Here is a 26,634-nt window from a genome sequence, read left to right as displayed (position 1 = left end):
CAGGCCGGACGCCGTTGTCAGTGGCGGCGCCTACGGTGGCGTCATGTCGGAGATCACGTATGCCCGGGGTGACGCCACCGCTCCATCGGTCAAGGGCGTCAAGCTGATCGCCCATGTCTGCAATGACATCGGAGGCTGGGGGAAGGGCTTCGTCCTGGCCCTGTCCCGCCGCTGGCCCGAGCCGGAGGCTGCGTACCGGGCCTGGCACCGGGACCGGGCGCACAATGACTTCGGGCTGGGCGCGACCCAGTTCGTCCAGGTCGAGAAGTACGTGTGGGTGGCGAACCTGATAGGCCAGCGGGGCATTCGGACCGGCAGCAAGGGCGTCCCCGTTCGCTACGAGGCGATCGACACGGGCCTCGCCCACGTGGCGATCAAGGCCGCCGAACTCGACGCGTCCGTCCACATGCCCCGTATCGGCTGCGGTCTGGCCGGCGGAGACTGGTCCCGGGTGGAACCGCTCATCTTGCGACGGCTGGTGGAGCGGGGGGTGGCGGTGACGGTGTACGACCACGGGGAGTGAGCGGGCCCGAAGGCTGGGCGCGCGGTTGCTCGCGCCGATGACGGGCCACCGGGGTCGGCCAGAGGGGCTGTTTTCGGCCAACTCTGGCGCAGATGCGCGTTGGTTCGCACGCATGAGCGGGTAAGTCACGGCCATGGAACTCATCCCCTACCCGATAGGTCCACTCAACCCGAAGGTTCAGGACCTGGGCTACGCCCTGGCGCTGTTCGCCTTCATCTATGTGCTCGTCGCCCGCGTGCTCCCGCGGATGAACCGGGCGCTCGAACTGCGGGACGACGCGATCAACGGAGCCAAGGAGCGCGCCGAAGCCGTGCGCACCCGCGCCGAGAGTGAACGTCTCGGGGCCGAGGCCCTGTTGGCCGAGGCGCGCCACGAAGCCGCCCGCATCCGCCAGCAGGCCCTCGAACAGGGCTCCGCCCTGATCGCCGAGGCCCGCGCGGACGGGCAGCGCGAACGTGACGCCGTGGTGGCCGACGGTCGCGCCCGTATCGAGTCCGAGTGCGCGGCGGCCGACGCCGAACTTCGCATGTCCGTATCGGAGTTGGCCTCGGAACTCGCGAGCCGCATCGTGGGCGAGCGGATCGCGGCCCCGGTGGAGCAGGGCAACTGACGCCCGTACGTGAACGGCCCCCACTCGCCCGCCCTGAGAGACGGAAGGGCGGGCGAGTGGGCGAAGGCCCCGCTGAGGGGCCCGCGGTGCCGGTTCAGCCGGAGTGGACGGAATCGGTCGCCGCGATCTTCTTCCACGACCTGGGCTGCGCCGGGGCACCCGCCGTGGCCGGGGCCACCGCGATCGACGCACCCCGCGCCGCGGGCGCCGCCGGCTTCGACGGCTCGAACAGCCAGGTGTCGAAGAGCGTGGCGAGCGACTTGCCGGACACCTTCTCCGCGTACTTCTGGAAGTCCCCGACCGACGCGTTCCCGTACGCGTGCTCCTGTGGCCACCCCTTCAGGATGGCGAAGAACGTGTCGTCCCCGACCTCGTTGCGCAGCGCCTGGACCGCCAACGCCCCCCGGTCGTAGACCGCGGTGTCGAACTGGTTGTCCGGACCGGGGTCACCCGGCGCGACCGTCCAGAAGGCGTCGTCCGCCGGATGCGAGGCGTACACGTAGTCCGCGAGCTCCTGCGCCGTCCCCTCGCCCTCGTGCTCGGACCACAGCCACTGCGCGTACCGTGCGAAGCCCTCGTTGATCCAGATGTCCTTCCAGCCCTTCAGGGACACGTCGTCGCCGTACCACTGGTGCGCCAGCTCATGGACGACCACGGAGGTGTTGGAGCCGTTCGCGAACTGCCGGGGGCTGTAGTACACGCGGGTCTGGGTCTCCAGCGCGTACCCGGTGGTGGTGTTCGGCACGTATCCGCCCACCGAGCTGAAGGGGTACGGGCCGAAGTAGCCGGTCAGCCAGTCGACGATCTCCCCGGTCCGCTCGACGCTCGCCCGCGCGGCCCCGTCGTTGTCGCCGAGGTCCTTGCTGTACGCGTTGACGACCGGGACGCCGTCGGACGTCGTCCCCGTCGTGATGTCGAACTTTCCGATGGCGAGCGTGGCGAGATAGGTCGCCTGCGGCTTGTTGGACCGCCAGTTGTAGCGGGTCCAGCCGAGCCGTGAGCTCGTCGACTGGAGCGTGCCGTTGGAGATCGCCTGCGTGCCGTCCGGCACGGCCACCGAGACGTCGTACGTGGCTTTGTCGCTCGGATGGTCGTTGCTGGGGAACCACCACCAGGCCGACTCGGGCTCGTCCGCCGCGACGGCCCCGTCCGGAGTGCGGTGCCAGGTCGAGAAGCCGTACGCGCTCTTCGTCGAGGGCACCCCGCTGTAACGGACGACGACCGTGACGGGCGTGCCCTTCGGCAGCGGAGTCGCCGGGGTGATCTCCAGCTCGTGCTGGCCCGAGGTGGTGAACGAGGCCTTCGCCCCGTTGACCCGCACCTCGCTCACATCGAGCAGGAAGTCGAGGTCGAAGCGTGAGAGGTCCTGCGTGGTGGTGGCCAGGAGGGTCGCCGTTCCCTGCAACTCGTCCGTGGCCGGCTGGTACTGGAGCCGTAGGTCGTAGTGCGAGACGTCGTATCCGCCGTTGCCGTAGGCCGGGTAGTAGGGGTCGCCGATACCGGGCGCCCCGGGGGTGTAGTCCGCCGCCGATGCCGGGATCGCCAGCAGCAGGGAGGCGGCGAGCGCGCCCGGGGCGATGAGTCTGCGGTGCACGGAGAGCTCCAAGTCGTGGGGGAACGAGGACGGTTCGGAGCCTATTGACTCCCTGTGCCGTCACCCTGTCCATCGCCCCTCCTGTCACACGATCGCCATTCGGCCGTCATGACCGATTCAGGCCCGGCTGCCTCCACGGACCCTCTTTTGTACCGGAGTTGACCGGGGTACCTTCCGCGCATGCCGAAACCAGCGCGCCGTATGCGCTTCACGACCTGGAGATCGCTCGCGACGGCGGCCACCGCCGCCCTGCTGGCCGTCTTCCTCGCCCCCGCCGCCGCACACGGCGCGCCCCGGGAGAGCACCCCGGTCTACTCGTACGAGAACGCGATCCGCGAATCCGTCTGGGTGGACACCGGCCTCGACGGCGACGGTGACGGGAAGACCGACCGCGTCGCCGTCGACATCGTCCGGCCCCGTGAACTCGCCCAGCAGGGCCGCAAGGTTCCCGTGATCATGGACGCCAGCCCGTACTACTCCTGCTGCGGGCGCGGCAACGAGAGCCAGCTCAAGACGTACGACGCGAACGGCGACGTCGTCCAGATGCCGCTCTTCTACGACAACTACTTCGTGCCGCGCGGCTACGCCTTCGTCGGCGTCGACCTGGCCGGAACCAATCGCTCCGACGGCTGTGTGGACGTCGGCGGCCGCTCCGACATCCAGTCCGCGAAGGCCGTGGTCGACTGGCTCAACGGCCGGGCCAAGGGCTACACGACGCGTACCGGCGCCGACCGGGCCAAGGCGACGTGGACCAACGGCAGAACCGGCATGATCGGCAAGAGCTGGGACGGCACCATCGCCAACGGCGTCGCCGCGACCGGCGTCAAAGGCCTGAAGACCATCGTGCCGATCAGCGCCATCTCCTCCTGGTACGACTACTACTTCGCCAAGGGCGCCCCACTGTACGACTCGGGCCCGGACTGGCTCTCCGGCTACGTCGACAGCCCCGAGGCCACCGCCAAGTGCGCCGCCGTGCAGCAGAAGCTCGTCGACGGAGCGCCGCGCACCGGTGACTGGACCAAGTTCTGGACCGAGCGCGACTATGTGAAGGACGCGAGCAAGGTCAGGGCGAGCGTCTTCCTCGTGCACGGCATGCAGGACCTCAACGTCCGCACCAAGAACTTCGGCCAATGGTGGAGCGCCCTCGCCAAGAACGGCGTCGAGCGCAAGATCTGGCTCTCCCAGACCGGCCATGTCGACCCCTTCGACTTCCGCCGCGCCGCCTGGGTCGACACCCTGCACCGCTGGTTCGACCACGAACTCCTCGGCTACGACAACGGCATCGACGACGAGCCCATGGCCGACATCGAGCGCCACCCCGACCAGTGGGTCACCTCCAGTGTCTGGCCGCCCCGCGGGACGCAGACGACGACACTGCGTCCGGGCACGGGCACCCAGGCGGGCGTCGGCACCCTCGGCCTGCGTACGGGCTCCGGAACCGAGGCCTTCACCGACGACCCGCAGCTGAGCGAGACCGACTGGGCCGCGCACATCGACCGGTCCACCCCCGAGAAGGCCGGGTTCGTCACCAAGCCGCTGACCAGGGACCTGCGTCTGTCCGGCTCCTCCGAGGTGACCGTCACCGCCACTGCGACCACCTCGAGCGCCCACCTCTCCGCGGTCCTGGTCGACCTGGGCCCGGACACCATCCGCGACTACGCCGACGGCGGCGAGGGCATCACGACCCTCACCGACCGCACCTGCTGGGGCCCGAGCACGACCGGCGACAGCTCCTGCTACAAGGTCACCCAGGCGAAGAAGACCGACGTGGCCGCCACGGTCTTCAGCCGCGGCTGGGCCGACCTCGGCAACTACGCCTCCGACCTCAAGGGCGTCCCGCTCACCCCGGGCAAGGCGTACACGATCACGCTCGACCTGGCCGCCACCGACCACGTCGTCCCGGCGGGCCACCGGCTCGCCCTGATCGTCGCGGGCACGGACAAGGACCTCATCGACCCGCCGTCGACCACTCCGACCCTCACCCTGGACCTGTCCCGTACGTCGGCCCGCGTGCCCTTCGTCGGCGGCGCCGGGGCCTTCACCAGGGCGACGGCGGGCTCCGCCGCCGTCACGAGCACGGCCGGCCTCGACGGCGTACGCGATCCGAGCAGTGCCCTCCGGGTGCCGGGGGAGACCCGCTGATCCACTGACAACCTCAAGGGCGCACGGCGGCCGGTTCCTCGCCCAGCGCGAGCCCGGCCGCCTCCCGCGCACAGCCCCAGGCCACCGTGACGCCCGCGCCGCCGTGGCCGTAGTGGTGCACCAACACCCGTCCGTCGGGCAGTACTTCACGCTCCAGCCGGACCGTGTCACGCACCGGCCGCAGCCCCACCCGATGGCCCAGCACGCGCGCCCCGGCGATCTCCGGCCGCAGCGCCACACACCGTTCGACGATCGCCCCGGCCGCCGCCGGATCCGGCGTGAGCGACCAGTCATCGTCGTCGGTCGTGCCACCCAGCACGAGCCGGTCCGGGTGCGGGAAGACATAGGTGGTCGTCCCGGCCTCCGAGTCCGTCGACACGAGCCAGGTGCGGATCCCGGGGTTCTCCACGATCACGAGCTGCCCGCGCACGGGCCGTACGGCCGGATCCGGTACGAGCGTGTGGGCGCCAAGACCCGTGCAGTTGACGACGACCGGCGCCTCGACCTCCGCGAGATCCGTCACCGTCCGTGTCTCGATCGCCCCGCCCGCCCGCAGGAACCGCTCGCGCAGCCACCGCAGATGCACCGGCATGTCGATCAGCGGCAGCCGCGCCCACAGCCCCGTACCCGCGTACTCCTCGGCCGTCGCCGCACGCAGCCCCGGCACCCGGGCTGCCCACGGCTCCAGCTCGTCCAGCCGCGTCTCGCCCTGTACGCCCTCGACCACGCGTACGCCCGTCTCCTGGGGCCGGGCCGCCAACTCCTCGTACACGGAGAGTGATTGCAGGGCCCATTCGCCCGCGAGCGCCTTCGGCCGGATGCGGTACGGCCACCACAGCGCGCCGGCAACGGCCGAGGTGGTCAGCTCGCCGGACTCCCGTGCCCACACCCGTACCCGACTGCCGCCCTCGGCCAGGACGACCGCCGTCGTCAACCCGATGACACCGCTTCCGACCACGATCACGTCACCGCTGCGCGCGTTGTCCATGCCGGGACGTTAGCGGAATATGTCATGCCGTGCTCACATCACTCCCAGTCTGGGGATACTCACAGCATGTCTGCCGAGTACGCGACCTTCGGCCTGGCACCGGCGATGCGTGCCGGTGGAGTCCTCGCCAACGGTGACTACCAAGTGCACCGGGACTTCGTCGACTTCATCGTCGACGGCCGCCCGCTGCTGTACCAGCTCTCCGACCTCGACGCGGTGTCCCCGCTCGCCTCCGACGTACCACCCGCCATCTTCACCGCCCAGGTCCGAAGCCTCCTCCTGGAGGCCGAGGCTCCGCTCGACGACGGCCGCTACGTGATCTACGGCTGTCCCGAGTGCGAGGGCATCGAATGCGGTGCCGTGACCGCCGTCATCGAGAAGGACGACTCCACCGACGACTACGTGTGGCGCGACTTCGCCTGGCAGACCGGCGAACACGCCGATCTGGAGCTCAACGGCTACCACGGGATAGGGCCGTTCCGCTTCCAGGGCGCCGAGTACCGCAGCGCCCTGAACTCGCTGCTCCTCGGCGACCCCGGGGCGCGCCGCAGGGTCCTGCTCATCGGCGCCCGGGTCGCCGTGCTCGCCAAGCTCGCCGCCGCCCTGCGCACCATCGGCATCGGCGCCGACATCACCCGCGACGCCACCGACGTCCCGGCCGAGGAACTGAGCGGGTACGGCGCGGTGGCCTTCGGGCGCGCCATCGGCGAACAGGAGCGCGCGGCCGTACGGCGGTCCTTCGAGCGGGCCGGGATCGAGGTCGCCTACGTCGACGGCCTGGCCCCCGTCGTCCCGCTCCTAGTCGCCCAGATCGAGCACGCCCTGGACCGCAGTCCCCACGAGCTGCGCCGCCTCACCCGCCTGGTCGCCGCCGACGGCGAGGCGGGCATCGAGGTCACCTCCACCTGCCGGGTCCAGATCACCGCGTACCGCCTCGACCGGCTGTACCGCACGCACGCGCAGGAGGTCTTCGACGGGATCCTGGAAGCGGGCGGACACCGGATCGCCCTGGACGCCAAGGCCGTGAAGGGGGAGTCCTTCCTCGTGGCGCGGACCTCGGGGAGCGTGCTGGTGGAGGCGATGGCCCACTGAGCGGGCCGCACGGAAACGGAGGTGCGGCCCCGCACGGAAACCGGGACGTGGCCCCGCACGGAAACGGCGGCGCAGCCGGGGCGGCCGGGCCGTTAGGATCGGCCTCCTGATGACTGCCACTCTCGTCGCCAAGAACCTCGCCGCCGGACACGGCGACCGCTCGCTCTTCTCCGGGCTCGACCTCGTGGTCGCGCCCGGAGATGTGATCGGACTCGTCGGTGCCAACGGCGCGGGCAAGTCCACCCTGCTGCGGATGCTCGCCGGACTGCTCACGCCCGAGGAGGGGGAGCTGCGGCTGTCCCCGCCGTCGGCGAGCGTCGGGCATCTGCCGCAGGAGCCGGAGCGGCGGGAGGGCGAGAGCGTCCGGGAGTTCCTGGCCCGGCGCACCGGTGTGGCCGAGGCCCAGCGCGTGATGGACGAGGCGACGCAGGCACTCGTCGACGGCGCGCCGGGCGCGGACGACGCGTACGCGGAGAGCCTGGAACGCTGGCTCGACCTCGGTGGCGCCGACCTCGACGAGCGCGCCGAGGAGGTCGCCGACACCCTCGGGCTCGGCGTCGACCTCGACCAGCCGATGACGTCGCTGTCCGGCGGCCAGGCGGCCCGCGCCGGACTGGCCTCGCTGCTCCTGTCCCGCTACGACGTCTTCCTGCTCGACGAGCCCACCAACGACCTGGACCTGGAGGGCCTGGAGCGGCTCGAACGCTTCGTCTCCGGGCTGCGCGCGGGCACCGTCGTCGTCAGCCACGACCGCGAGTTCCTGACCCGCACGGTCACCAAGGTGCTCGAACTCGACCTCGCCCAGCAGCAGATCACTCTCTACGGCGGCGGCTACGAGGCCTACCTGGAGGAGCGCGACACCGCCCGCCGGCACGCCCGCGACGACTACGAGGAGTACGCCGACAAGCGCTCCGCCCTCGAAGGCCGCGCCCAGATGCAGCGCTCCTGGATGGACAAGGGCGTGAAGAACGCCCGGCGCAAGGCGAACAACGACAACGACAAGATCGGCCGCAAGTTCCGCAGCGAGGCCAGCGAGAAGCAGGCGGCCAAGGCCCGGCAGACCCAGCGCATGATCGAGCGCCTGGACGTCGTCGACGAGCCGCGCAAGGAGTGGGAGCTGCGGATGGAGATCGCGGCCGCTCCGCGCTCCGGCGCCGTCGTCGCCACCCTGCGTGACGCCGAGGTGCGGCGCGGCGACTTCACCTTCGGCCCCGCGACCCTCCAGATCGACTGGGCGGACCGGGTCGCCGTCACGGGCGCCAACGGCGCGGGCAAGTCGACCCTGCTCGGCGCCCTGCTCGGCCGGGTCCCGCTGGACGCCGGTCACGCGACCCTCGGCTCCGGCGTCGTCGTCGGCGAGGTCGACCAGGCCCGCAAACTCTTCCACGGCTCCGAGTCCCTGCTCGACGCGTTCAGCGCCGCCGTCCCCGACACCGAACCGGCCGAGGTCCGCACCCTGCTGGCCAAGTTCGGCCTCAAGGCGGAACACGTCCTGCGCCCCGCGGCCACCCTCTCCCCGGGCGAGCGCACCCGCTCGGCCCTCGCCCTCCTCCAGGGCCGTGGCGTCAACCTCCTCGTCCTCGACGAGCCGACCAACCACCTCGACCTCCCCGCGATCGAACAGCTGGAGGCGGCGCTCGACACGTACGAGGGCACCCTGCTGCTCGTGACCCACGACCGCCGCATGCTCGACGCGGTCCACACCACGCGCCAGCTGGAAGTGGCGGCGGGCAAGGTGACGGAACGCTGATCTAGGCCGCGGCCAGCCGCCGCGCCATCGTGGGGTAGTCCACGACGTACCCCTCCGCGTCGAGCTCCAGATCGCTGCGGTGGTCACCGGACGAGAAACGCACGCGCCCGCCGTCCCCGGTGCGCCCGAGATGCGTGTACGTCTGTTGCGACGCCCGCACGGCCAGGTCCGGCACCGACACCCAGGCCATCAGGAACTCCCGCTCACCCGGCCCGAGATGCAGCCCGTGGCGCAGCACCGGCATCGTGTTGGTGAGCGGGCACAGGCCCAGGTCGCAGTCGAGGGCGCCACCGAGGTCGGGCAGCCAGTCCCCGTCCGCCGTCCAGTGCCCCTCACCGTCGTGCCGCAGGTCCAGCGAGCGGGTGCCCGAGGCCGTCTCGGCGCGCACACACAGCCGCCGGGTCACGAACCCGTCGACGGTGTCGAGCTCGTAAGAGATCCAGTACGGCTCGGGAACCGTCCCGACCGCACGCCCGCGCGCCCGCAGAGAGCGGGCGCCGGACATGATCCAAGAGGTCTCGAACCCCTTGCTCTCCGTGACTTCCCAGGTGAGGACGCGCGAGCCGGCCATACGGTCACTCTAGGAGCGTGGGCCCAGTGCCGCGCCCCTTTGGGGGCGCGGGGAACTGCGCGACCAGCCACGAATCACCCGCAGTTCCCCACGCACTTTCAGTCGCTCAGCGCCTGCCCTTCTTCGGGTCGACAAGCCCCGCCCGCCGCAGCGCGTCGGCCATCGCACTGTTGGCCGGCGGCGGAGCGGCCTGCCGCGAACCGCCGCCTCCGCTCGCCCCGCCCCGCGGCTGACGCTGCTGCTGGCGCTGCTGAGGAGGCCGCCCGCCCCGCTGCGGACGCCCACCCCCACCCTGCTGGTCCGACGCAGTCGCCTCGTCGTCGAGCCGCAGCGTGAGAGAGATCCGCTTGCGCGGGATGTCGATCTCCAGCACCTTCACCTTGACGATGTCACCCGGCTTCACCACATCGCGCGGGTCCTTCACGAACGTCTTCGACATCGCCGAGACATGCACCAGACCGTCCTGGTGGACGCCGATGTCCACGAAGGCCCCGAACGCGGCCACGTTCGTGACGACCCCTTCGAGCACCATCCCGGAGGCCAGGTCGGAGATCTTCTCGACGCCCTCCTTGAAGGTGGCCGTCTTGAAGGCGGGCCGCGGGTCGCGTCCGGGCTTCTCCAGCTCCTTCAGGATGTCCGTGACGGTCGGCAGACCGAACGTCTCGTCCACGAAGTCGGTCGGCCTGAGCGAGCGCAGCACACCGGTGTTGCCGATCAGGGAGGCGACCTCGCTGCCCGCCGTCTTCACCATCCGCCGAACCACGGGGTACGCCTCCGGGTGCACGCTGGACGCGTCCAGCGGGTCGTCCCCGCCCCGGATGCGCAGGAAGCCCGCGCACTGCTCGTACGCCTTCGGGCCGAGCCGGGCCACGTTCTTGAGGGTGGTACGGGACGTGAAGGGGCCGTTGGCGTCACGGTGCGCCACGATGTTCTCCGCGAGCCCGGAGGTGATGCCGGAGACGCGGGCGAGCAGCGGGGCGGAGGCCGTGTTCACGTCCACGCCCACGCCGTTCACACAGTCCTCGACCACCGCGTCCAGCGAACGGGAGAGCTTCACCTCGGACAGGTCGTGCTGGTACTGCCCGACGCCGATGGACTTCGGGTCGATCTTCACCAGCTCGGCCAGCGGATCCTGCAGGCGGCGCGCGATGGAGACGGCGCCGCGCAGCGACACGTCCATGTCGGGCAGCTCCTGCGAGGCGAACGCCGACGCCGAGTACACCGACGCCCCCGCCTCGGACACCATCACCTTGGTGAGGTTCAACTCCGGGTGCCTGGTGATGAGTTCACCGGCGAGCTTGTCGGTCTCGCGGGACGCCGTCCCGTTGCCGATCGCGATCAGCTCGACCGCGTGCTCCTTGGCGAGGCGGGCGAGCTTGGCGATGGCCTCGTCCCACTTGTTGGCCGGGACGTGCGGGTAGATGACGTCCGTCGCCACGACCTTGCCGGTCGCGTCGACCACGGCGACCTTGACGCCCGTACGGAAACCGGGGTCGAGGCCCAGCGTAGCGCGCGTGCCCGCCGGGGCGGCGAGCAGCAGGTCCCGCAGGTTCGCCGCGAAGACGTTCACCGCCTCGTCCTCGGCGGCCGTGCGCAGCCGAAGCCGCAGGTCGATGCCGAGGTGCACGAGGATGCGGGTGCGCCAGGCCCAGCGGACCGTGTCCGTGAGCCACTTGTCGCCGGGACGACCGCGGTCGGCGATCTGGAAGCGATGGGCGACGATCCCCTCGTACGAGGAGGGACCGGGCTGCTCGGAGGGCTCCTCGGGCTCCAGGACGAGGTCGAGGACCTCCTCCTTCTCACCGCGCAGTATGGCGAGGACGCGGTGCGAGGGCAGCTCCTTGAAGGGCTCGGCGAAGTCGAAGTAGTCGGCGAACTTGGCGCCCGCCTCCTCCTTGCCGTCCCGCACCTTGGCGGCCAGGCGCCCGCGCACCCACATGCGCTCGCGCAGCTCGCCGATCAGGTCGGCGTCCTCCGAGAACCGCTCCGTGAGGATCGACCGGGCGCCGTCCAGCGCGGCCTGCGGGTCGGCGACACCCTTGTCGGCGTCGACGAAAGCCGTCGCGGCGGCGAGCGGGTCGACCGACGGGTCGCCGAGCAGGCCCTCGGCCAGCGGCTCCAGGCCCGCCTCGCGCGCGATCTGCGCCTTCGTGCGCCGCTTCGGCTTGAACGGCAGATAGATGTCCTCGAGCCGCGCCTTCGTCTCGGCACCCCGGATCTGCGCCTCGACCTCCTCGGTGAGCTTGCCCTGCTCGCGCACCGATTCGAGGATCGCCGTGCGCCGCTCCTCCAGCTCCCGCAGATAGCGCAGCCGCTCCTCGAGGGTGCGCAGCTGCGCATCGTCGAGCATCTCGGTCGCTTCCTTGCGGTAGCGGGCGATGAAGGGCACCGTCGACCCGCCGTCGAGCAAGTCGACGGCGGCCTTGACCTGCCGCTCCCGTACGCCGAGCTCCTCGGCGATCCTGCCTTCGATGGACCCTACGAGGGGTGTCGTCACGATCCCGTACCGCCTTCTCCACTGAGGTTGCGCGGCAATTGTGGCAGGTGACACCGACAACGGGGGATCAGGGCGCCGATCGGCGCTGTCAGCCCTTGCCGGTCATGCCCTCGGGAAAGGCGCCGGCCGCGAGCGCCCGCATCAGGATGCCCCGCGCCAGCTCGGTGAGGCGCTCCACGCCCGCGGCGCCCAGATGCTCGTACGGGGCACGGTCCAGCCGGTCCGTGCGGTCCTCGATCTCCTGGCGCAGGGCCACCCCCGCCGCGGTCAACTCGCCCTCCGCGTCGAGCAGTCCGCGCTCGCGCAGCCGCTCGACCGCCGCGTCCCAGTGCGCCCGCGACCAGCCGCGCGTGCCCAGTGCCCACTTCGGGGCCATGCCCTTGCCGGTCGCGGTGTGGCTCACCAGGGCCTCGACGGGGTCGAGTTCCGCGTCGAGCAGCGCCGCGAGGTGACCGTCGCCCCGGTGCTCGCGCAGCAGCGTGGCGCCGTGCCAGAGGGCGAGGTGCGGCGCGTCGGGCACGGGCAGGTCGGCGTGCGCCGCGTACAGCGGACGCGCGGTCCTGGTGCAGGCCTCCGCGGCCCGAAGGGCGAGCTCCGCCGCCTCGGCGACCTCCTTGGAGGCGAGGACGTCCTCGCCGAGGAGCCGTCGCCAGGTCGCGTCGACGGCACGCGCGCGTGCCGCGAGGACGGTCTCCGGGGACGCCTTCTCCCACACCTCGGGCACATGCCGGGCCACCAGCTCGTGACGGAAGTTGTAGAACGTCGCCGTCACCGTGCCGGGACCCACCGGCCCCATGGCGGCGGCCCGTACGGCGAAGTACGCGCCGTTGCTGTCCTCGATCCCGAGGGCGGCCAGTTCCCGGCCCAGGTCCGGCGAGAAGTAGTGCGTCGAGTGCAGCGGGTTGAGGACGTTGTGGCAGCGCCGCCCGGCGCGCTCCGGCAGAGGTGTGGTCATGCCCGAAGGTTACCGACTAGTCGGTACGCCGGAAAGGCTGGAGGGACTATGGGGCGATGGCAGGAAAGGTGCGGGCGGGGCCGATGGCAGGAAAGGTGGGGTACTCGTCATTGCGGCCATCACCCCGCCCGCCAAGAATCGAGACCATGCGAACCGTTCTGGTCGTCCTCTTCGACGACGTGCAGAGCCTCGACGTCACAGGCCCCGTGGAGGTCTTCGCGGGCGCCGAGGCCTTCCGCGGCGGCTCGTACTGCATTCGCACCGCCTCACTGGACGGCGCGCCCGTGCGTACCACCAGCGGTCTCACCCTCGTCCCGGACCACACTCTCGCCGAAGCGCCCGTCCCGCACACCCTGCTGGTCCCGGGCGGCCGGGGCACCCGGCGCCCCGACCCCCGGCTGACCGACTGGCTGCGCGCGCACGGGCCGCGCGCCGAGCGCCTGGCCTCCGTCTGCACCGGCGCCATCCCGCTCGCCGAGGCGGGCCTTCTGGACGGCCGCCGCGCGACGACCCACTGGGCGTACTGCGACAAGCTCGCCCGCGACCATCCGGCCGTCGAGGTCGACCCCGACCCCATTTACGTGCGGGACGGAAAGGTGTCCACCTCGGCCGGCGTCACCTCCGGCATCGACCTCGCCCTCGCGCTCGTGGAGGAGGACCTCGGCCGCGAGGCCGCCCTGACGGTCGCCCGCCACCTCGTCGTCTTCCTGCGCCGCCCGGGCAACCAGGCCCAGTTCAGCGCCCAGCTGGCCGCGCAGACGGCGCGGCGCGAACCGCTCCGCGAGGTCCAGCAGTGGATCACCGAGCACCCCGGCGACGACCTGTCCGTCGAGTCGCTCGCCGCCCGCGCCCGGCTCTCGCCCCGGCACTTCGCCCGCGCCTTCCAGACCGAGACGGGCATGACCCCGGGCCGGTACGTCGACCGCGTCCGTCTCGAACACGCCCGGCGCCTCCTGGAGGACACCGCAGACGGAGTCGAGGGGATCTCCCGCGTCTGCGGCTACGGCACCCCCGAGGCGATGCGCCGTGCCTTCGTGAAGGCGCTCGGCACGGCACCGGCGGAGTACCGGCGCCGCTTCCGCCCCGCCCCGACCCGTTGACCGGCCCTCACCTGACGCCCCTGCCCCACCCACCCGTGGAAAGGAACCCGATGCAGATCGCCATCGTCCTCTTCGACCGCTTCACCGCCCTGGACGCCGTGGGACCCTACGAGACCCTCGGCCGCCTGCCCGGCGCGGAGACCGTCTTCGTCGCGGAGCACACCGGCCCCGTCCGCAACGAGAGCGGCAACCTGGCCCTGACCGCCGACAGGGCCCTGGCCGAGGTGCCGCACCCGGACATCGTCGTGGTCCCCGGCGGACCGGGCCAGACCCCGCAGATGGAGAACCGGGTCCTGCTGGACTGGCTGCGCGCCGCCGACGCCACGAGCACCTGGACGACCTCCGTGTGCACCGGCTCCCTGCTGCTGGCCGCCGCTGGGCTGCTCGAGGGCCGCCGGGCCACCTCGCACTGGCTGGCCCTCGACCACCTCAAGCGGTTCGGTGCCGAGCCGACCGGGGAGCGGGTGGTGTTCGACGGGAAGTACGTCACGGCGGCCGGCGTGTCGTCCGGCATCGACATGGGGCTCGCCCTGCTCGGACGGATCGCGGGCGACGAACACGCACAGGCCGTACAACTGCTGACGGAGTACGACCCGCAGCCGCCCTACGACGCCGGGTCACCCCAGAAGGCTCCTGCACATCTGGTGGCGGAGTTCCGGGCGAAGAGCCGCTTCATCATGGAGTAGTCGCGGTGGACGACGGAGCGGTCGTGGTGGCCGGCCGACTGGTTACGGTGGACGCCGGCGTGGTCCAGGTGAAGCGCGGCGGCCGGCGCTCCAGAAACGCGCCGACGCCCTCCGCGGTGTCGTCGCTCCCGCGCGCCTGCTCGGCCCAGTACGCGTCCCGGTCGGTCCGCCCATTGGCGAATTCCTTGGCGGACGCCTGCGTCAGCAGCGACCGCGCGGCCAGGACGCGGCTGAACTCCCCGGCCCGCTTGCCGAGTTCGCCCTCGGGCAGCACCTCGTCCACCAGGCCCGTGCGCAGCGCCCGTTCGGTGTCGATCAGCTCGCCCGAGAACAGCAGGTACTTGGCGGTCGCCGGACCCACCAGCGACACCAGCCGCCGGGTGGCCGAGGCGGCGTAGACGATCCCCAGTTTCGCAGGCGTCACTCCGAACTGCGCGCCCTCCTCCGCGAACCGCAGATCGCAGGCCGCCGCGAGCTGGGATCCGCCGCCGACGCAGTACCCGCGGATCGCCGCGAGCGTCGGCTTGGGGAACGCGGCGAGCGCCTCCTCGGCGTTCACGGCGAGCCCTTGCGCCTCGTCCGAGGAGCCCCGCAGCGTCGAGATGTCGGCCCCCGCGCAGAAGGTGCTGCCCTCGCCGGTGAGCACCAGTACACGGACGTCCGGGTCGGCCGCGAGCCCGTCGAGCAGGGGCGGCAGCGCCCTCCACATGTCGGCCGTCATGGCGTTGCGCTTGGCCGGGTGGTGAATGACGACGGTGGCGACCCCGTCGCCGACGCTGTGCAGCAGCTGCGGCTCCATACGCCGGATGCTATCCGCAACCCTCGAACGTACGATCAAGAAGGGGCCGGGCGCGAGGAGGCGCTGATGGCCAGGACCAAGGACAGGGCGCCGGACGACGCGACCACGAAACTGAACCGCGGCTTCAGCTGGACCGCCGCGTTCGGCGTGATCCTGGTGATCGCGGGGCTCGTCGGGCTCGTTTACACGGGTGTCGCGACCCTGACCTCGATGATCCTGTTCGGCTGGCTGCTGCTGATCGGCGGAGCGGTCGGACTGTTGCACGCGATTCAGGCCCGCGGCACCAACTTCTTCTGGCTCGGGGTGGTGGTCGCGGCCCTGAACATCGCGGCCGGAGTGGTGGTGATCCGCCGCCCGGACGCCGCGGCCGAGGCGCTCACCATGTTCGCGGCCCTGCTGTTCCTGACCGGCGGAGTGTTCCGGCTGGTCGGCAGCCTCGTGGTACGCGGTCCGCAGTTCGGCTGGACGCTCCTGCAAGGCGTCTTCGACCTGCTCCTCGGCGTCCTGGTGCTGGACAACTGGCCGAGCAGCAGCAAGTACGTCATCGGCTGCTTCTTCTCGCTCGCGCTGCTCTTCGACGGGCTGGGCCTGATCGCCACCGGCTTCGGCGGGCGGCGCATCGTACATCTGGTCTCGGGGCGCGGCCGCTGACGGACGAATCGGGCGAGCCCGGCGCCCAACCCGTACAACCCGAATAGTTCTCGAAGCAGACACCACACGGACAGGAGTGGTCACGCGGCCGACCGTTCCATGCGCCAACGGTCAGAAACCGTCGATAGTCGCTGACTTCTGTTCAGGGATGCGGTCCGGACCAGCGCGTTACCAACACTCGACGTGTGGTGACAATCGAGCGCAAGGGTGGCGACCGGACGATGGAGAACCACGGGCGGGGGTTCGACCCCCGCCCTGAAGGCGCCGGGGATGTGCCTCCCGATCGGAGACCGCCGGGTCCGCTGCCGTACGAGGGGGTGTGGCGGTTCACCGCTCCCGCCATCGACGCCTCGGTTCCGCAGGCACGACACGCCGTTCGTGACCTGCTCTTCCGTCAGCAAGTGCCAGTCTCGGACGACCTCGTCCACGGACTTTTGCTGATCGTCTCCGAACTGGTCACGAACGCCGTACGGCACGCGGCACTGCTCTCCCCGATGCTCGCCGTGGAGGTGGCCGTAGGAGCCGAGTGGGTGCGGGTCTCGGTGGAGGACAACCACCCCTACCGTCCCACCGCCCTGGAGGCCGACCACGGCCAGACCGGCGGCCGTGGGCTGTTGCTGGTGCGGGAGGTCGCCAGGGAGTCGGGCGGGGTGTGCGACGTCGAGCACACGACGAGTGGCGGCAAGGTGATCTGGGCCGCCCTGCCGCTCACTGCGAGCATCGTCTAGTGCCGCGGCAGGCAACGTTTGCCCGTCAAGGAGCGGCGTCCGGTGCGTGCTCTCGGCGTGCCGGCCGGAAGTCCTCGTACTGGACGTACTTGGGCTTTCGGCCGGTGCGGCGAGAGTGCGTGCCGGGCGTCGCGACGGGGCGAACGTTGCCTGTTGCGGCATTAGCACCCTCGGGGAGTCTTCGCGCAGACGGGACCGTCACCAGCCGGCGGACGGGCCCGTCAGCTCCCTGATCGCCGGGCGGGCCGCGTCCAGGACCGTCATGAACCACGCCGAGAAGGGGTCCTTCGCGTGCCGCTCCATGAGTTCGGCGGCGGTCACGAACGAGGTGTCCCCGACCTCCTCCGGATCGGGACGCAGCGACGACTGCACCATGCCGACGAAGAGGTGGTTGTACTCCTGCTCCACCAGGCCCGACTCCGGGTCCGGGTGGTTGTAGCGGACCGTGCCCGCCTCCGCGAGCAGCGAGGGCGAGACGCCGAGCTCCTCGTACGTCCGCCGGGCCGCCGCCGCGAAGGGCGCCTCGGCGGGGTAGGGGTGGCCGCAGCAGGTGTTGGACCAGACACCGGGGGAGTGGTATTTGCCCAGGGCGCGCTGCTGGAGCAGCAGCCGGCCGTGCTCGTCGAAGAGGAACACGGAGAAGGCCCGGTGCAGCTGTCCCGGTGGCTGATGGGCGGCGAGCTTCTCCGCCGTGCCGATCGTGTTGCCGTCCTCGTCGACCAACTCGAGCAAGATCGCTTCAACGGTGCCGTTCGACGAACTGTGCGTCGCGGTGGCAGGTGTGATCGGCATACCCATCCTTCGCATCGGTCTTCGAGCCCCAAGTCTGCCGTACGAAACCGGCACTCCCGGCACTTAGCGGCTCCCCGCATGTCCCGCTCCAGGAGCCCGGAGCGGGACACGCGGCCGACGTCTGTCAGTCACCGAAAGCGGCCGGACACTTGATCGTGCCCGGTGCCACGGACGGGGAACCGTCCAGGACAGGGGCCATCAGATGTTCGCCGGGACCCCCGGAGGCGGTGCCCGTCCGGCCCGTCGAACCCGGGCCGGATGCCGTAGTCCGCGGCCGGTTCACCGCGGTGCGCGGCGCACCCGCCGTACGGCGACGGACGCAGGCGCCGACGCGGGCACCGGGCGGACGGGAGGCGTCAGTCGCCGACGGCGACCGGACGCAGGACATAGCCCACGTAGCCGTACTCCCTCCCGTGTTCGCGGCGCATGGCGATCTCCGCCCGGGCACCCGCCACCGCCTCGGCCATGCCGGGCCTGGTGACATCGGCCACGTCGGCGTGGACGCCGAGCGCGTCGTAGTACTCGTCCCAGTCGGACTCCGGCTGGAGGTACACCCCCAGTACGGAGTACCCGGCGTCGCGCGCGACCCGGGTGTCCTGGTCGGCCGTGCGCAACGAGTCGTCCTCCCAGAACGCGCGGGCCTGGTCGGACGGCGTGTCGGTGGTCCACACACAGTGGGTGAGGACCAGCGTGCCGCCGGGGGCGAGCAGCCGCCGCCAGCGGCGCAGGGCGGTGTCGAAACCGATCAGATAGGCCGAGCCCTCGGCCCAGAGCAGGTCGAACGAGCCGTCGGGGTGGGTGAGCTCCCCCATGTCCCCGTGGACGGCGTCGATCGAGGCGGTCAGCCCCCGGGCCTCGGCGGCCGTCCGCAGTTCGTCGAGGAACGGTTCGTGCAGATCGACGGCCGTCACCTCGGCCGCGGCCTCGGCGGCCAGGAGCAGCGCCGAGCGGCCGGGGCCGCAGCCCAGGTCGAGCACGCGGGGACGGACGGGCAGTGGGCCCGCGAGTGAGAGCAGGTGACGGGTGGTGGCGTCGGAGCCGGGGCCCTGCCGGGGCAGTCGGTGACGCAGGGTGAAGAAAGCCTCGTGGAGGGCGTTGCGGCCGGACGAGTCGTGATGCTCGGACAACGTGGGAAACCTTTGGATGCGGGGGCCCGGGCCGCCGCGCACGCCGCTCGGCGTGGGTCAGCCGTGGACCCGGAGGATGGGGACGCACCTGTCGCCGCGCACAGCGGCACCGAACGCGACAGTCATCAACCCACCTCTTCCTCGGATCTCCGGCCACGCTAGCACCGCAGGCGCCGGCCACGCCCGCGAATTAAGAGCCCGCCGGCTCGATAGTCTTTCGAGAGCCCGCCGGATCAAGGGCCTCGTGAGAGCCCGTCGGATCAGGAGCCTCTTCAGGGCCCGTCGGGTCAGGAGCCTCTTCAGGGCCCGTCGGGTCAGGAGCTTCCTGACGGAGCCCTTCAGTGGCAGAGCTTTGCCTCGTGCTCCGCGTGTCCGCTCGGTTCCAGCTGGAAGGTGCAGTGCTCCACGTCGAAGTGGTGCCCCAGACAGCCCTGGAGCTCGTGGAGCATCTTCTCGTGGCCGATGGCGTTCAGGACGTCGGAGCTGACGACCACATGGGCGGAGAGAACCGGCATGCCCGACGTGATGGTCCAGGCGTGCAGGTCGTGCACGTCCTCGACGCCTGGCAGGGCCAGGATGTGGGTGCGCACCTCCGCCATGTCGACGTTCTTGGGCGCCGCCTCCAGGAGCACGTCGAGCGTCTCGTGGAGCAGCTTCCAGGTGCGCGGGACGATCATGATGCTGATGAGGATCGAGGCGATCGGGTCGGCCGCCTGCCATCCGGTGGTCATGATCACCACGGCGGAGATGATCACCGCCACCGAACCCAGCGCGTCCGCCACCACTTCCAGGAAGGCGCCGCGCACGTTCAGGCTGTCCTCCTGGCCGCGCAGCAGCAGCGTGAGCGAGATCGTGTTCGCGACCAGACCGATCAACCCGAAGACGATGGTCAGACCGCCCTCGGTGTCGGCGGGCGTCACGAAGCGGTGGATCGCCTCGTACAGGACGTAGCCGCCGACACCGAGCAGCAGCAGACAATTGGCGAGCGCGGCGAGGATCTCGGCCCGCGCGTAGCCGAACGTGCGGTTGCCGCTGGGCGGGCGGTTGGCGAAGTGGATCGCGAGCAGTGCCATGCCCAGTCCCACCGCGTCCGTCGCCATGTGTGCCGCGTCGGCGACGAGTGCGAGGGAATCGGCCATGAGGCCGCCGACGATCTCGACCACCATCACGGTGAGCGTGATCGACAGCGCGACCCGCAGCCTCCCGCGGTACGCGGCTGCCGCCGTGCCGCCGGCGGGCGCGCCATGGGCGTGTCCGTGATCGTGTCCAGCCCCCATGGAAGCCGCCTCCTGTGCTCTGCCCGGGATCACAGTGAACTACGGGCGGGGGGTATCGGGCAACGCGGCACCGAACACCGTTGTCATATGCTCTGACCTGCGGAAACGATCCGGCAGGTCAGAGCACACTCAAGATCGTTAATCCTGTGCCCGGGGGTGATGCAGCACCCACCCCTGCCACGCCGACTCCACCATCTCCCAGACCCCGCGCCGCGCGCTCCAGTCGAGTTCCCGCGCGGCCAGGTCGGCCGAGGCGACCGCGCGCGGCGCGTCCCCGGGGCGGCGCGGCTCGACGACCGGCCGCCGGGTGTCCCCGCTGACCTCGCCGATCAACGTGAGCAGTTCACGTACCGATACCCCTTCCCCGCGGCCGATGTTCACCGTGAGGTCGCCCGTCGCGCCGCCGGCCAGCCGCCGGGCCGCCGCGAGGTGCGCCTCGGCGAGGTCGGCGACGTGGATGTAGTCACGGACGCAGGTGCCGTCCGGCGTCGGGTAGTCGTCGCCGAAGATCCGCGGGGCCTCGTCGCGGGTGAGACGGTCGAAGACCATCGGGATCACGTTGAACACGCCGGTGTCGGCCAGCTCGGGCGTGGCCGCACCCGCCACGTTGAAGTAGCGCAGACACACGGTCGCGACGCCGTGGGCCCGGCCCGCCGCGCGGACCAGCCACTCGCCGGCGAGCTTCGTCTCGCCGTACGGGCTCATCGGCGCACAGGGAGTGTCCTCCGTGATGAGGTCCACATCCGGGTTGCCGTAGACGGCGGCGGAGGAGGAGAAGACGAAGCGCTTGACGCCGGCCCCGGCGACCGCCTCCAGGAGCGTCGCGAGCCCGCCCACGTTCTCCTGGTAGTAGCGCGTCGGCTGGGCCACGGACTCGCCGACCTGCTTGCGCGCGGCGAGATGCACCACGCCCGTCACCGAGTGCTCCGCGAGGACCCGCTTGAGCAGGTCCCCGTCCAGTGACGAGCCCTGCACCAGCGGAATGCTCTCCGGAAGCCGGTTCGGAACACCGGCCGAGAGGTCGTCGAGGGCGACGACGCGCTCCCCGGCCTCCGCCATCGCCCGCGCCACGTGTGCCCCGATGTATCCGGCCCCGCCTGTGATCAGCCATGTCATGGACGACCACCCTATGTCGGTCCGCCGTCGGCGGCTCCGGTGCCGGCCGCCGGTCCGACCGTCCTGCCCCACTACGTAACGGTCCGGAAGGTGTCGTGATCAATGACGCAAATAGCGCGTTCTGCGAGTGCGGGTTTGTGACACGGCCCCCGGATCACCGATGATGATCGCGGCGGAGGCGGTACGCAGATGTGGTTGATCGCGCAGTGAACGGGCGGTGAACGCCCGCTTCTCATCATCCGATAGCCTCTGCCGACATGCCGCCCAGCGGCCTGAGCCCCCTCGGGCCTGGGGCCCGGGGCCTTCCCACCACGTACACGCCCGGCGCGAGGCCGCGTCGGCACTCAGGGAGTGAGTTCGCTGTCGACCGCCATCCTCACCGGCCAGCCGGTCCCCGGATCGTCGCTCGAGGGCGATCTGCGGTCGCTCGGCTTCGACGTGCGGCTCGCCGGCGAAGCCGGTGACGCCGAGACACTGCTGGCCGCCGTACCGGCGGACCAGCGGGTCGCCGTCGTCGACGCCCGCTTCGTGGGGCACCTGCACGCACTGCGCCTCGGCCTCACGGACCCGCGGTTCGCGGCCTCCGCGCTGCCCGGTGCCGTATCGGTGCAGCCCGAGGCCCGCCGGGCGCTGACCCGTGCCGTGGCCCGTGAGAGCTCCGCCTCCGGCGGCCTCGCCGTCGCCACCGACAACCTCGCCGAGCGGCTCACCGCGGCCCTCGACGCGGACGGCGTCGCCGTGTACCGCCCCGAGCTCGGCACGCTCGTCGCCGCGGTCCCCACCGACCCGCAGGAGCGCAACGAGGCCCGGCAGGCCGTCTCCGCCGTGGACGACGAGGCCGTACGGCTGCGCAGCGCGGTGAAGGCCCGCGACGGCTTCTTCACCACGTACTGCATCAGCCCGTACTCGCGCTACATCGCCCGCTGGTGCGCCCGCCGCGGCCTGACCCCGAACCAGGTCACCACCGCCTCCCTGCTCACCGCGCTGATCGCCGCGGGCTGCGCCGCCACCGGCACCCGCGCCGGATTCGTCGCGGCCGGGCTGCTGCTCCTGTTCTCCTTCGTCCTGGACTGCACGGACGGGCAGCTCGCCCGCTACTCGCTCCAGTACTCGACGCTCGGCGCCTGGCTGGACGCGACCTTCGACCGTGCCAAGGAGTACGCCTACTACGCGGGCCTCGCCCTCGGAGCTGCCCGCGGCGGCGACGACGTATGGGCCCTCGCGCTCGGCGCGATGATCCTCCAGACCTGCCGGCACGTCGTGGACTTCTCCTTCAACGAGGCGAACCACGACGCCACCGCCAACACCAGCCCCACCGCCGCCCTCTCGGACAAGCTCGACAGCGTCGGCTGGACGGTCTGGGTGCGCCGGATGATAGTGCTGCCCATCGGTGAACGATGGGCGATGATCGCCGTCCTCACGGCGCTGACGACCCCCCGCATCACCTTCTACGCGCTGCTCGTCGGCTGCGCGTTCGCCGCGACGTACACCACGGCGGGCCGCGTACTGCGCTCGCTCACCCGCAAGGCCCGGCGCACGGACCGGGCGGCGCAGGCGCTGGCGGATCTCGCGGACAGCGGACCGCTCGTCGAACTGCTGGTGCGCTTCGCGCGCGGCACGGTCCGTATCGCGGCGCCCGTCAGTGCCGCCCTCGGCGGCGTCCTCGTGGTGACCTCGGCCCTGCTCTGGGGCGCGGGCTGGCAGACCGTCCTGTGCGCCGTCGGCTACGTGCTCCTGTCCGCCCTCGCCGTCGTCCGCCCCCTCAAGGGCGCCCTCGACTGGCTGGTGCCCCCCTTCTTCCGGGCCGCCGAATACCTCACCGTTCTGGTACTGGCGGCCAAAGCCGATGTGAACGGAGCACTTCCCGCGGCTTTCGGCCTGGTGGCCGCCGTCGCCTACCATCACTACGACACGGTGTACCGCATCCGCGGCAACGCCGGAGCCCCCCCGCACTGGCTGGTGCGGGCGATCGGCGGGCACGAAGGCAGGACGCTGCTGGTCACCGTCCTGGCCGCGCTGCTCACCGCCGCACAGTTCAAGGTCGCGCTCACGGCGCTCGCCGTGGCCGTGGCGCTGCTGGTGCTCGCCGAGAGCATCCGCTTCTGGGTGTCCTCCGGGGCCCCCGCCGTACACGATGAAGGAGAACCCGCATGATCGGCCTCGTGCTGGCGGCCGGCGCCGGACGGCGTCTGCGTCCCTACACCGACAGCCTCCCAAAGGCTCTCGTGCCGGTGGGCCCCGCGGGCATAGAGGACAGCATCACGGTCCTGGACCTGACCCTCGGCAACTTCGCCGAGATCGGTCTGACCGAGGTCGGGATCATCGTGGGCTACCGCAAGGAAGCCGTGTACGACCGCAAGGACGCCCTGGAGGCCAAGTACGGCCTCAAGATCACCCTCATCGACAACGACAAGGCCGAGGAGTGGAACAACGCCTACTCCCTGTGGTGCGGCCGTGACGCCCTCAAGGACGGTGTGATCCTCGCCAACGGCGACACCGTGCACCCGGTCTCCGTCGAGAAGACGCTGCTGGCCGCCCGCGGCGACGGCAAGCGCATCATCCTCGCCCTCGACACGGTGAAGAAGCTCGCCGACGAGGAGATGAAGGTCGTCGTGGACCCCGACAAGGGCGTCCGGAAGATCACCAAGCTGATGGAGCCCACCGAGGCCACCGGCGAGTACATCGGCGTCACCCTCATCGAGGGCGACGCCGCCGCCGACCTGGCCGACGCCCTGAAGACGGTGTGGGAGACGGACCCGCAGCAGTTCTACGAGCACGGCTACCAGGAGCTCGTCAACCGCGGCTTCAAGATCGACGTGGCGCCGATCGGGGACGTCAAGTGGGTCGAGATCGACAACCACGACGACCTCGCCAAGGGACGGGAGATCGCGTGCCAGTACTGACAAGGCTCATTCCCTCGCCGGTCGTCGTCGACATCCGCCCGGGTGCCCTGGACGACCTGGCGAGCGTGCTCTCCGACCAGAGGATCTCGCACTCCGGGAAGCTGGCCGTCGCCGTGAGCAACGGCTCCGGCGCGAGGCTGCGCGAGCGGATCGCCCCGGCCCTGCCCGGCGCCACCTGGTACGAGGTCGGCGGCGGCACCCTCGACGACGCGATCCGGCTGGCCGGTGCCATCAAGGCCGGCCACTACGACGCGGTCGTGGGCCTGGGCGGCGGCAAGATCATCGACTGCGCGAAGTTCGCCGCGGCGCGCGTCGGGCTCCCGCTGGTCGCCGTGCCCACCAACCTCGCGCACGACGGCCTGTGCTCGCCCGTCGCGACCCTCGACAACGACGCGGGCCGCGGCTCCTACGGTGTGCCCAACCCGATCGCGGTCGTCATCGACCTCGATGTGATCCGCGACGCCCCCGTACGGTTCGTGCGCTCCGGCATCGGTGACGCCGTCTCCAACATCTCCGCGATCGCGGACTGGGAGCTGGCCAACCGTGTCAACGGCGAGAAGATCGACGGTCTCGCGGCCGCGATGGCACGCCAGGCCGGAGAGGCCGTACTGCGCCACCCCGGCGGCATCGGCGACAACGACTTCCTTCAGGTGCTCGCCGAGGCACTGGTCCTCAGCGGGATCGCCATGTCGGTGTCGGGCGACTCACGGCCCTCGTCGGGCGCCTGCCACGAGATCAACCACGCCTTCGACCTGCTCTTCCCCAAGCGCGCGGCGAGCCACGGCGAGCAGTGCGGTCTGGGCGCGGCCTTCGCGATGTACCTGCGGGGGGCGCACGAGGAGTCGGCGTACATGGCCGAGGTGCTGCGCCGGCACGGGCTGCCGGTACTGCCCGAGGAGATCGGGTTCACCGTGGACGAGTTCGTGCAGGTCGTGGAGTTCGCTCCACAGACCCGGCCGGGCCGCTACACGATCCTCGAACACCTCGACCTGAAAACCAACCAGATCAAGGACATCTACTCCGACTATGCCAAGGCCATCAGTAGCTGAACTCCGCCCCGTCGTTCATCCCGCAGGGGTGAAGGACCGGCGCAGCGGTGAGCATTGGGCGGGACGCCTGTACATGCGAGAGATCTCGCTGCGCTGCGACCGCTACCTGGTGAACACCAGGATCACGCCCAACCAGCTCACGTACCTGATGACTGTCTTCGGCGTGCTCGCCGCCCCGGCCCTGCTGGTGCCGGGGATCCCGGGCGCCCTGCTCGGTGTGATCATGGTCCAGCTCTACCTGCTGCTCGACTGTGTCGACGGTGAGATAGCGCGCTGGAAGAAGCAGTTCTCGCTCGGCGGGGTCTACCTGGACCGGGTCGGTGCCTATCTGACCGACGCCGCGGTACTCGTCGGCTTCGGCCTGCGCGCCGCCGATCCCTGGGGTTCCGGGCGGATCGACTGGCTCTGGGCCTTCCTCGGCACCCTGGCGGCCCTCGGCGCGATCCTGATCAAGGCCGAGACCGACCTCGTCGGCGTCGCCCGCCACCAGGGCGGGCTGCCGCCGGTCAAGGAGTCGGCGTCCGAGCCGCGCTCGTCCGGCATGGCGTTGGCCCGCAAGGCCGCCGCCGCGCTGAAGTTCCACCGGCTGGTCCTCGGGATCGAGGCGTCCCTGCTGATCCTGGTGCTGGCCATCGTGGACTCGGTCCGCGGGGACCTGTTCTTCACCCGCCTCGGCGTCGCGGTCCTGGCCGGCATCGCCATCCTCCAGACCGTGCTGCACCTCGTGTCCATCCTCGCCTCCAGCAGGCTGAAGTGAGTACGGCGATGAAGGTCGGCGCGGTCATCATCACCATGGGCAACCGCCCCGACGAACTCCGAGCCCTGCTGGACTCCGTCGCCAAGCAGGACGGCGACCGGGTCGAGGTGGTCGTGGTCGGCAACGGCTCGCCCGTCCCGGACGTCCCCGACGGCGTGCGCACCGTCGAGCTGCCCGAGAACCTCGGCATACCCGGCGGCCGCAACGTGGGCATCGAGGCCTTCGGGCCCGGTGGCACGGATGTCGACGTCCTGCTGTTCCTCGACGACGACGGTCTCCTCGCCACCCACGACACCGCCGAGCTGTGCCGCACGGCCTTCGCGGCCGACCCCGAGCTCGGCATCATCAGCTTCCGGATCGCGGACCCCGAGACCAAGGAGACCCAGCGCCGCCACGTACCGCGGCTGCGCGCCTCCGACCCGATGCGCTCCTCGCGCGTGACCACCTTCCTCGGCGGCGCCAACGCGGTCCGTACGAAGGTCTTTGCCGAGGTCGGCGGACTTCCGGACGAGTTCTTCTACGCCCATGAGGAAACCGACCTGGCATGGCGGGCCCTCGACTCGGGCTGGATGATCGACTACCGGTCCGACATGGTGCTGTACCACCCCACGACCGCCCCATCGCGGCATGCCGTGTACCACCGCATGGTGGCCCGCAATCGCGTCTGGCTCGCGCGCCGAAACCTTCCCGCGCCGCTCGTCCCGGTCTACCTCGGCGTCTGGATGCTCCTGACCCTGGCCCGCCGTCCCTCGGGACCTGCCCTGAAGGCGTGGTTCGGCGGTTTCAAGGAGGGCTGGACCACTTCCTGCGGGCCCCGGCGTCCCATGAAGTGGCGTACGGTGTGGCGGCTGACCCGCCTCGGTCGTCCTCCTGTCATCTGACAAGCGGCTACGCCTTCTGACAAGCTCGTTCCCGGGAGGACGTTCG

23 protein-coding genes and 1 pseudogene are annotated in these 26,634 nt (G+C 71.0%); 14 read left to right on the top strand and 10 right to left on the bottom strand.

The genetic code is table 11. The annotated features are described in order from the left end of the window. Window positions 1-43: 43 nt before the first annotated feature. Together ABZ656_RS12840 and ABZ656_RS12835 are read left to right on the top strand one after the other, a co-directional pair. A complete protein-coding gene (locus ABZ656_RS12840) occupies window positions 44-523 on the top strand; it encodes a macro domain-containing protein (protein WP_101402139.1) in 480 nt (159 codons plus the stop codon). A gap of 133 nt (window positions 524-656) precedes the next feature. Further along, complete coding sequence (locus ABZ656_RS12835; RefSeq protein WP_101402140.1) at window positions 657-1,133, top strand: hypothetical protein; 477 nt, start codon at window positions 657-659, stop codon at window positions 1,131-1,133. A 94-nt stretch (window positions 1,134-1,227) separates the two neighbouring features. Here ABZ656_RS12835 and ABZ656_RS12830 read toward each other — a convergent pair whose 3' ends face one another. Further along, on the bottom strand, window positions 1,228-2,727 hold the full coding sequence (locus ABZ656_RS12830) for a M1 family metallopeptidase (RefSeq protein WP_360267326.1): 1,500 nt from the start codon (window positions 2,725-2,727) through the stop codon (window positions 1,228-1,230). Between the two features lie 180 nt (window positions 2,728-2,907). On the opposite strand from ABZ656_RS12830, the gene ABZ656_RS12825 reads away from it, so the two are divergent. Then, on the top strand, window positions 2,908-4,869 hold the full coding sequence (locus ABZ656_RS12825; protein ID WP_101402141.1) for a Xaa-Pro dipeptidyl-peptidase: 1,962 nt from the start codon (window positions 2,908-2,910) through the stop codon (window positions 4,867-4,869). 13 nt (window positions 4,870-4,882) lie between these two features. Here ABZ656_RS12825 and ABZ656_RS12820 read toward each other — a convergent pair whose 3' ends face one another. Continuing rightward, window positions 4,883-5,857 (bottom strand): FAD-dependent oxidoreductase, encoded by a 975-nt coding sequence (locus ABZ656_RS12820; protein ID WP_360267323.1) that lies wholly within the window; start codon window positions 5,855-5,857, stop codon window positions 4,883-4,885. Window positions 5,858-5,923: 66 nt separating this feature from the next. Here ABZ656_RS12820 and ABZ656_RS12815 point away from each other — a divergent pair, with 66 nt between their 5' ends. Continuing rightward, complete coding sequence (locus ABZ656_RS12815; RefSeq protein ID WP_101402143.1) at window positions 5,924-6,949, top strand: oxidoreductase; 1,026 nt, start codon at window positions 5,924-5,926, stop codon at window positions 6,947-6,949. A gap of 109 nt (window positions 6,950-7,058) precedes the next feature. Next, window positions 7,059-8,699 (top strand): ABC-F family ATP-binding cassette domain-containing protein, encoded by a 1,641-nt coding sequence (locus ABZ656_RS12810; protein ID WP_360267320.1) that lies wholly within the window; start codon window positions 7,059-7,061, stop codon window positions 8,697-8,699. 1 nt (window position 8,700) lies between these two features. On the opposite strand, the gene ABZ656_RS12805 is transcribed toward ABZ656_RS12810, so the two are convergent. The 3 genes from ABZ656_RS12805 to ABZ656_RS12795 form a co-directional block, all read right to left on the bottom strand. Then, window positions 8,701-9,270, bottom strand: coding sequence for a putative glycolipid-binding domain-containing protein (locus ABZ656_RS12805; RefSeq protein WP_360267317.1), 570 nt, complete (start codon window positions 9,268-9,270; stop codon window positions 8,701-8,703). 106 nt (window positions 9,271-9,376) lie between these two features. Next, the gene (locus tag ABZ656_RS12800; RefSeq protein ID WP_360267314.1) at window positions 9,377-11,767 is read right to left on the bottom strand and encodes a Tex family protein; all 2,391 of its coding nucleotides are present in this window, start codon (window positions 11,765-11,767) and stop codon (window positions 9,377-9,379) included. Window positions 11,768-11,855: 88 nt separating this feature from the next. Beyond that, window positions 11,856-12,722, bottom strand: coding sequence for a hypothetical protein (locus tag ABZ656_RS12795; RefSeq protein WP_101402147.1), 867 nt, complete (start codon window positions 12,720-12,722; stop codon window positions 11,856-11,858). A 146-nt stretch (window positions 12,723-12,868) separates the two neighbouring features. Between ABZ656_RS12795 and ABZ656_RS12790 the strand changes: the two genes are divergently transcribed. Both ABZ656_RS12790 and ABZ656_RS12785 read left to right on the top strand, forming a co-directional pair. Beyond that, window positions 12,869-13,822: a GlxA family transcriptional regulator gene (locus tag ABZ656_RS12790; protein ID WP_360267311.1), complete on the top strand. Its 954-nt coding sequence runs from the start codon at window positions 12,869-12,871 to the stop codon at window positions 13,820-13,822. A gap of 50 nt (window positions 13,823-13,872) precedes the next feature. Further along, a complete protein-coding gene (locus tag ABZ656_RS12785) occupies window positions 13,873-14,508 on the top strand; it encodes a DJ-1/PfpI family protein (protein ID WP_360267308.1) in 636 nt (211 codons plus the stop codon). On the opposite strand, the gene ABZ656_RS12780 is transcribed toward ABZ656_RS12785, so the two are convergent. Next, on the bottom strand, window positions 14,498-15,307 hold the full coding sequence (locus ABZ656_RS12780; RefSeq protein ID WP_360267305.1) for an enoyl-CoA hydratase-related protein: 810 nt from the start codon (window positions 15,305-15,307) through the stop codon (window positions 14,498-14,500). The two genes, ABZ656_RS12785 and ABZ656_RS12780, sit on opposite strands and share 11 nt — an antisense overlap. Before the next feature lie 66 nt (window positions 15,308-15,373). Here ABZ656_RS12780 and ABZ656_RS12775 point away from each other — a divergent pair, with 66 nt between their 5' ends. Both ABZ656_RS12775 and ABZ656_RS12770 read left to right on the top strand, forming a co-directional pair. After that, window positions 15,374-15,958, top strand: coding sequence for a DUF308 domain-containing protein (locus ABZ656_RS12775; RefSeq protein WP_101402151.1), 585 nt, complete (start codon window positions 15,374-15,376; stop codon window positions 15,956-15,958). 221 nt (window positions 15,959-16,179) lie between these two features. Beyond that, on the top strand, window positions 16,180-16,686 hold the full coding sequence (locus ABZ656_RS12770; protein WP_101403936.1) for an ATP-binding protein: 507 nt from the start codon (window positions 16,180-16,182) through the stop codon (window positions 16,684-16,686). A 198-nt stretch (window positions 16,687-16,884) separates the two neighbouring features. On the opposite strand, the gene idi is transcribed toward ABZ656_RS12770, so the two are convergent. The 4 genes and pseudogenes from idi to galE all read right to left on the bottom strand — a co-directional run bounded on the left by idi (window position 16,885) and on the right by galE (window position 20,998). Then, window positions 16,885-17,478: an isopentenyl-diphosphate Delta-isomerase gene (gene idi / locus ABZ656_RS12765; protein ID WP_101402152.1), complete on the bottom strand. Its 594-nt coding sequence runs from the start codon at window positions 17,476-17,478 to the stop codon at window positions 16,885-16,887. Window positions 17,479-17,852: 374 nt separating this feature from the next. Continuing rightward, window positions 17,853-18,605 (bottom strand): annotated as a pseudogene (locus ABZ656_RS12760) (class I SAM-dependent methyltransferase); the annotation flags it as partial. A gap of 338 nt (window positions 18,606-18,943) precedes the next feature. Beyond that, window positions 18,944-19,882: a cation diffusion facilitator family transporter gene (locus ABZ656_RS12755; RefSeq protein ID WP_360267301.1), complete on the bottom strand. Its 939-nt coding sequence runs from the start codon at window positions 19,880-19,882 to the stop codon at window positions 18,944-18,946. A gap of 138 nt (window positions 19,883-20,020) precedes the next feature. Further along, complete coding sequence (galE, locus tag ABZ656_RS12750; RefSeq protein WP_101402155.1) at window positions 20,021-20,998, bottom strand: UDP-glucose 4-epimerase GalE; 978 nt, start codon at window positions 20,996-20,998, stop codon at window positions 20,021-20,023. A gap of 360 nt (window positions 20,999-21,358) precedes the next feature. Here galE and ABZ656_RS12745 point away from each other — a divergent pair, with 360 nt between their 5' ends. From ABZ656_RS12745 to ABZ656_RS12725, 5 genes are read left to right on the top strand one after another with little or no spacing between them, the layout of a single operon-like run. Beyond that, on the top strand, window positions 21,359-23,152 hold the full coding sequence (locus tag ABZ656_RS12745) for a CDP-alcohol phosphatidyltransferase family protein (RefSeq protein WP_101403937.1): 1,794 nt from the start codon (window positions 21,359-21,361) through the stop codon (window positions 23,150-23,152). Next, entirely contained in the window at window positions 23,149-23,901 is a 753-nt protein-coding gene (locus ABZ656_RS12740) for a phosphocholine cytidylyltransferase family protein (protein ID WP_101402156.1), read from the top strand. Before ABZ656_RS12745 ends, ABZ656_RS12740 begins: the two co-directional genes overlap by 4 nt. Beyond that, window positions 23,889-24,950 carry an iron-containing alcohol dehydrogenase family protein gene (locus tag ABZ656_RS12735; RefSeq protein WP_101402157.1) on the top strand — a complete coding sequence of 354 codons (1,062 nt, stop codon included), beginning with the start codon at window positions 23,889-23,891 and terminating at the stop codon, window positions 24,948-24,950. Before ABZ656_RS12740 ends, ABZ656_RS12735 begins: the two co-directional genes overlap by 13 nt. Further along, window positions 24,928-25,707, top strand: a complete 780-nt coding sequence (locus ABZ656_RS12730) for a CDP-alcohol phosphatidyltransferase family protein (RefSeq protein ID WP_101403938.1) — start codon at window positions 24,928-24,930, stop codon at window positions 25,705-25,707. Before ABZ656_RS12735 ends, ABZ656_RS12730 begins: the two co-directional genes overlap by 23 nt. Next, window positions 25,704-26,588, top strand: coding sequence for a glycosyltransferase (locus ABZ656_RS12725; protein WP_101402158.1), 885 nt, complete (start codon window positions 25,704-25,706; stop codon window positions 26,586-26,588). The genes ABZ656_RS12730 and ABZ656_RS12725 overlap by 4 nt, the downstream gene beginning before the upstream one ends. Window positions 26,589-26,634: the final 46 nt, after the last annotated feature.

Origin of the sequence: Streptomyces sp. NPDC007095, assembly GCF_040634475.1 — a bacterium.
GTDB lineage: Bacteria > Actinomycetota > Actinomycetes > Streptomycetales > Streptomycetaceae > Streptomyces.
The sequence above is the reverse complement of the archived record's forward strand: the minus strand, read 5'-3'. Positions and strand labels throughout refer to the sequence as shown.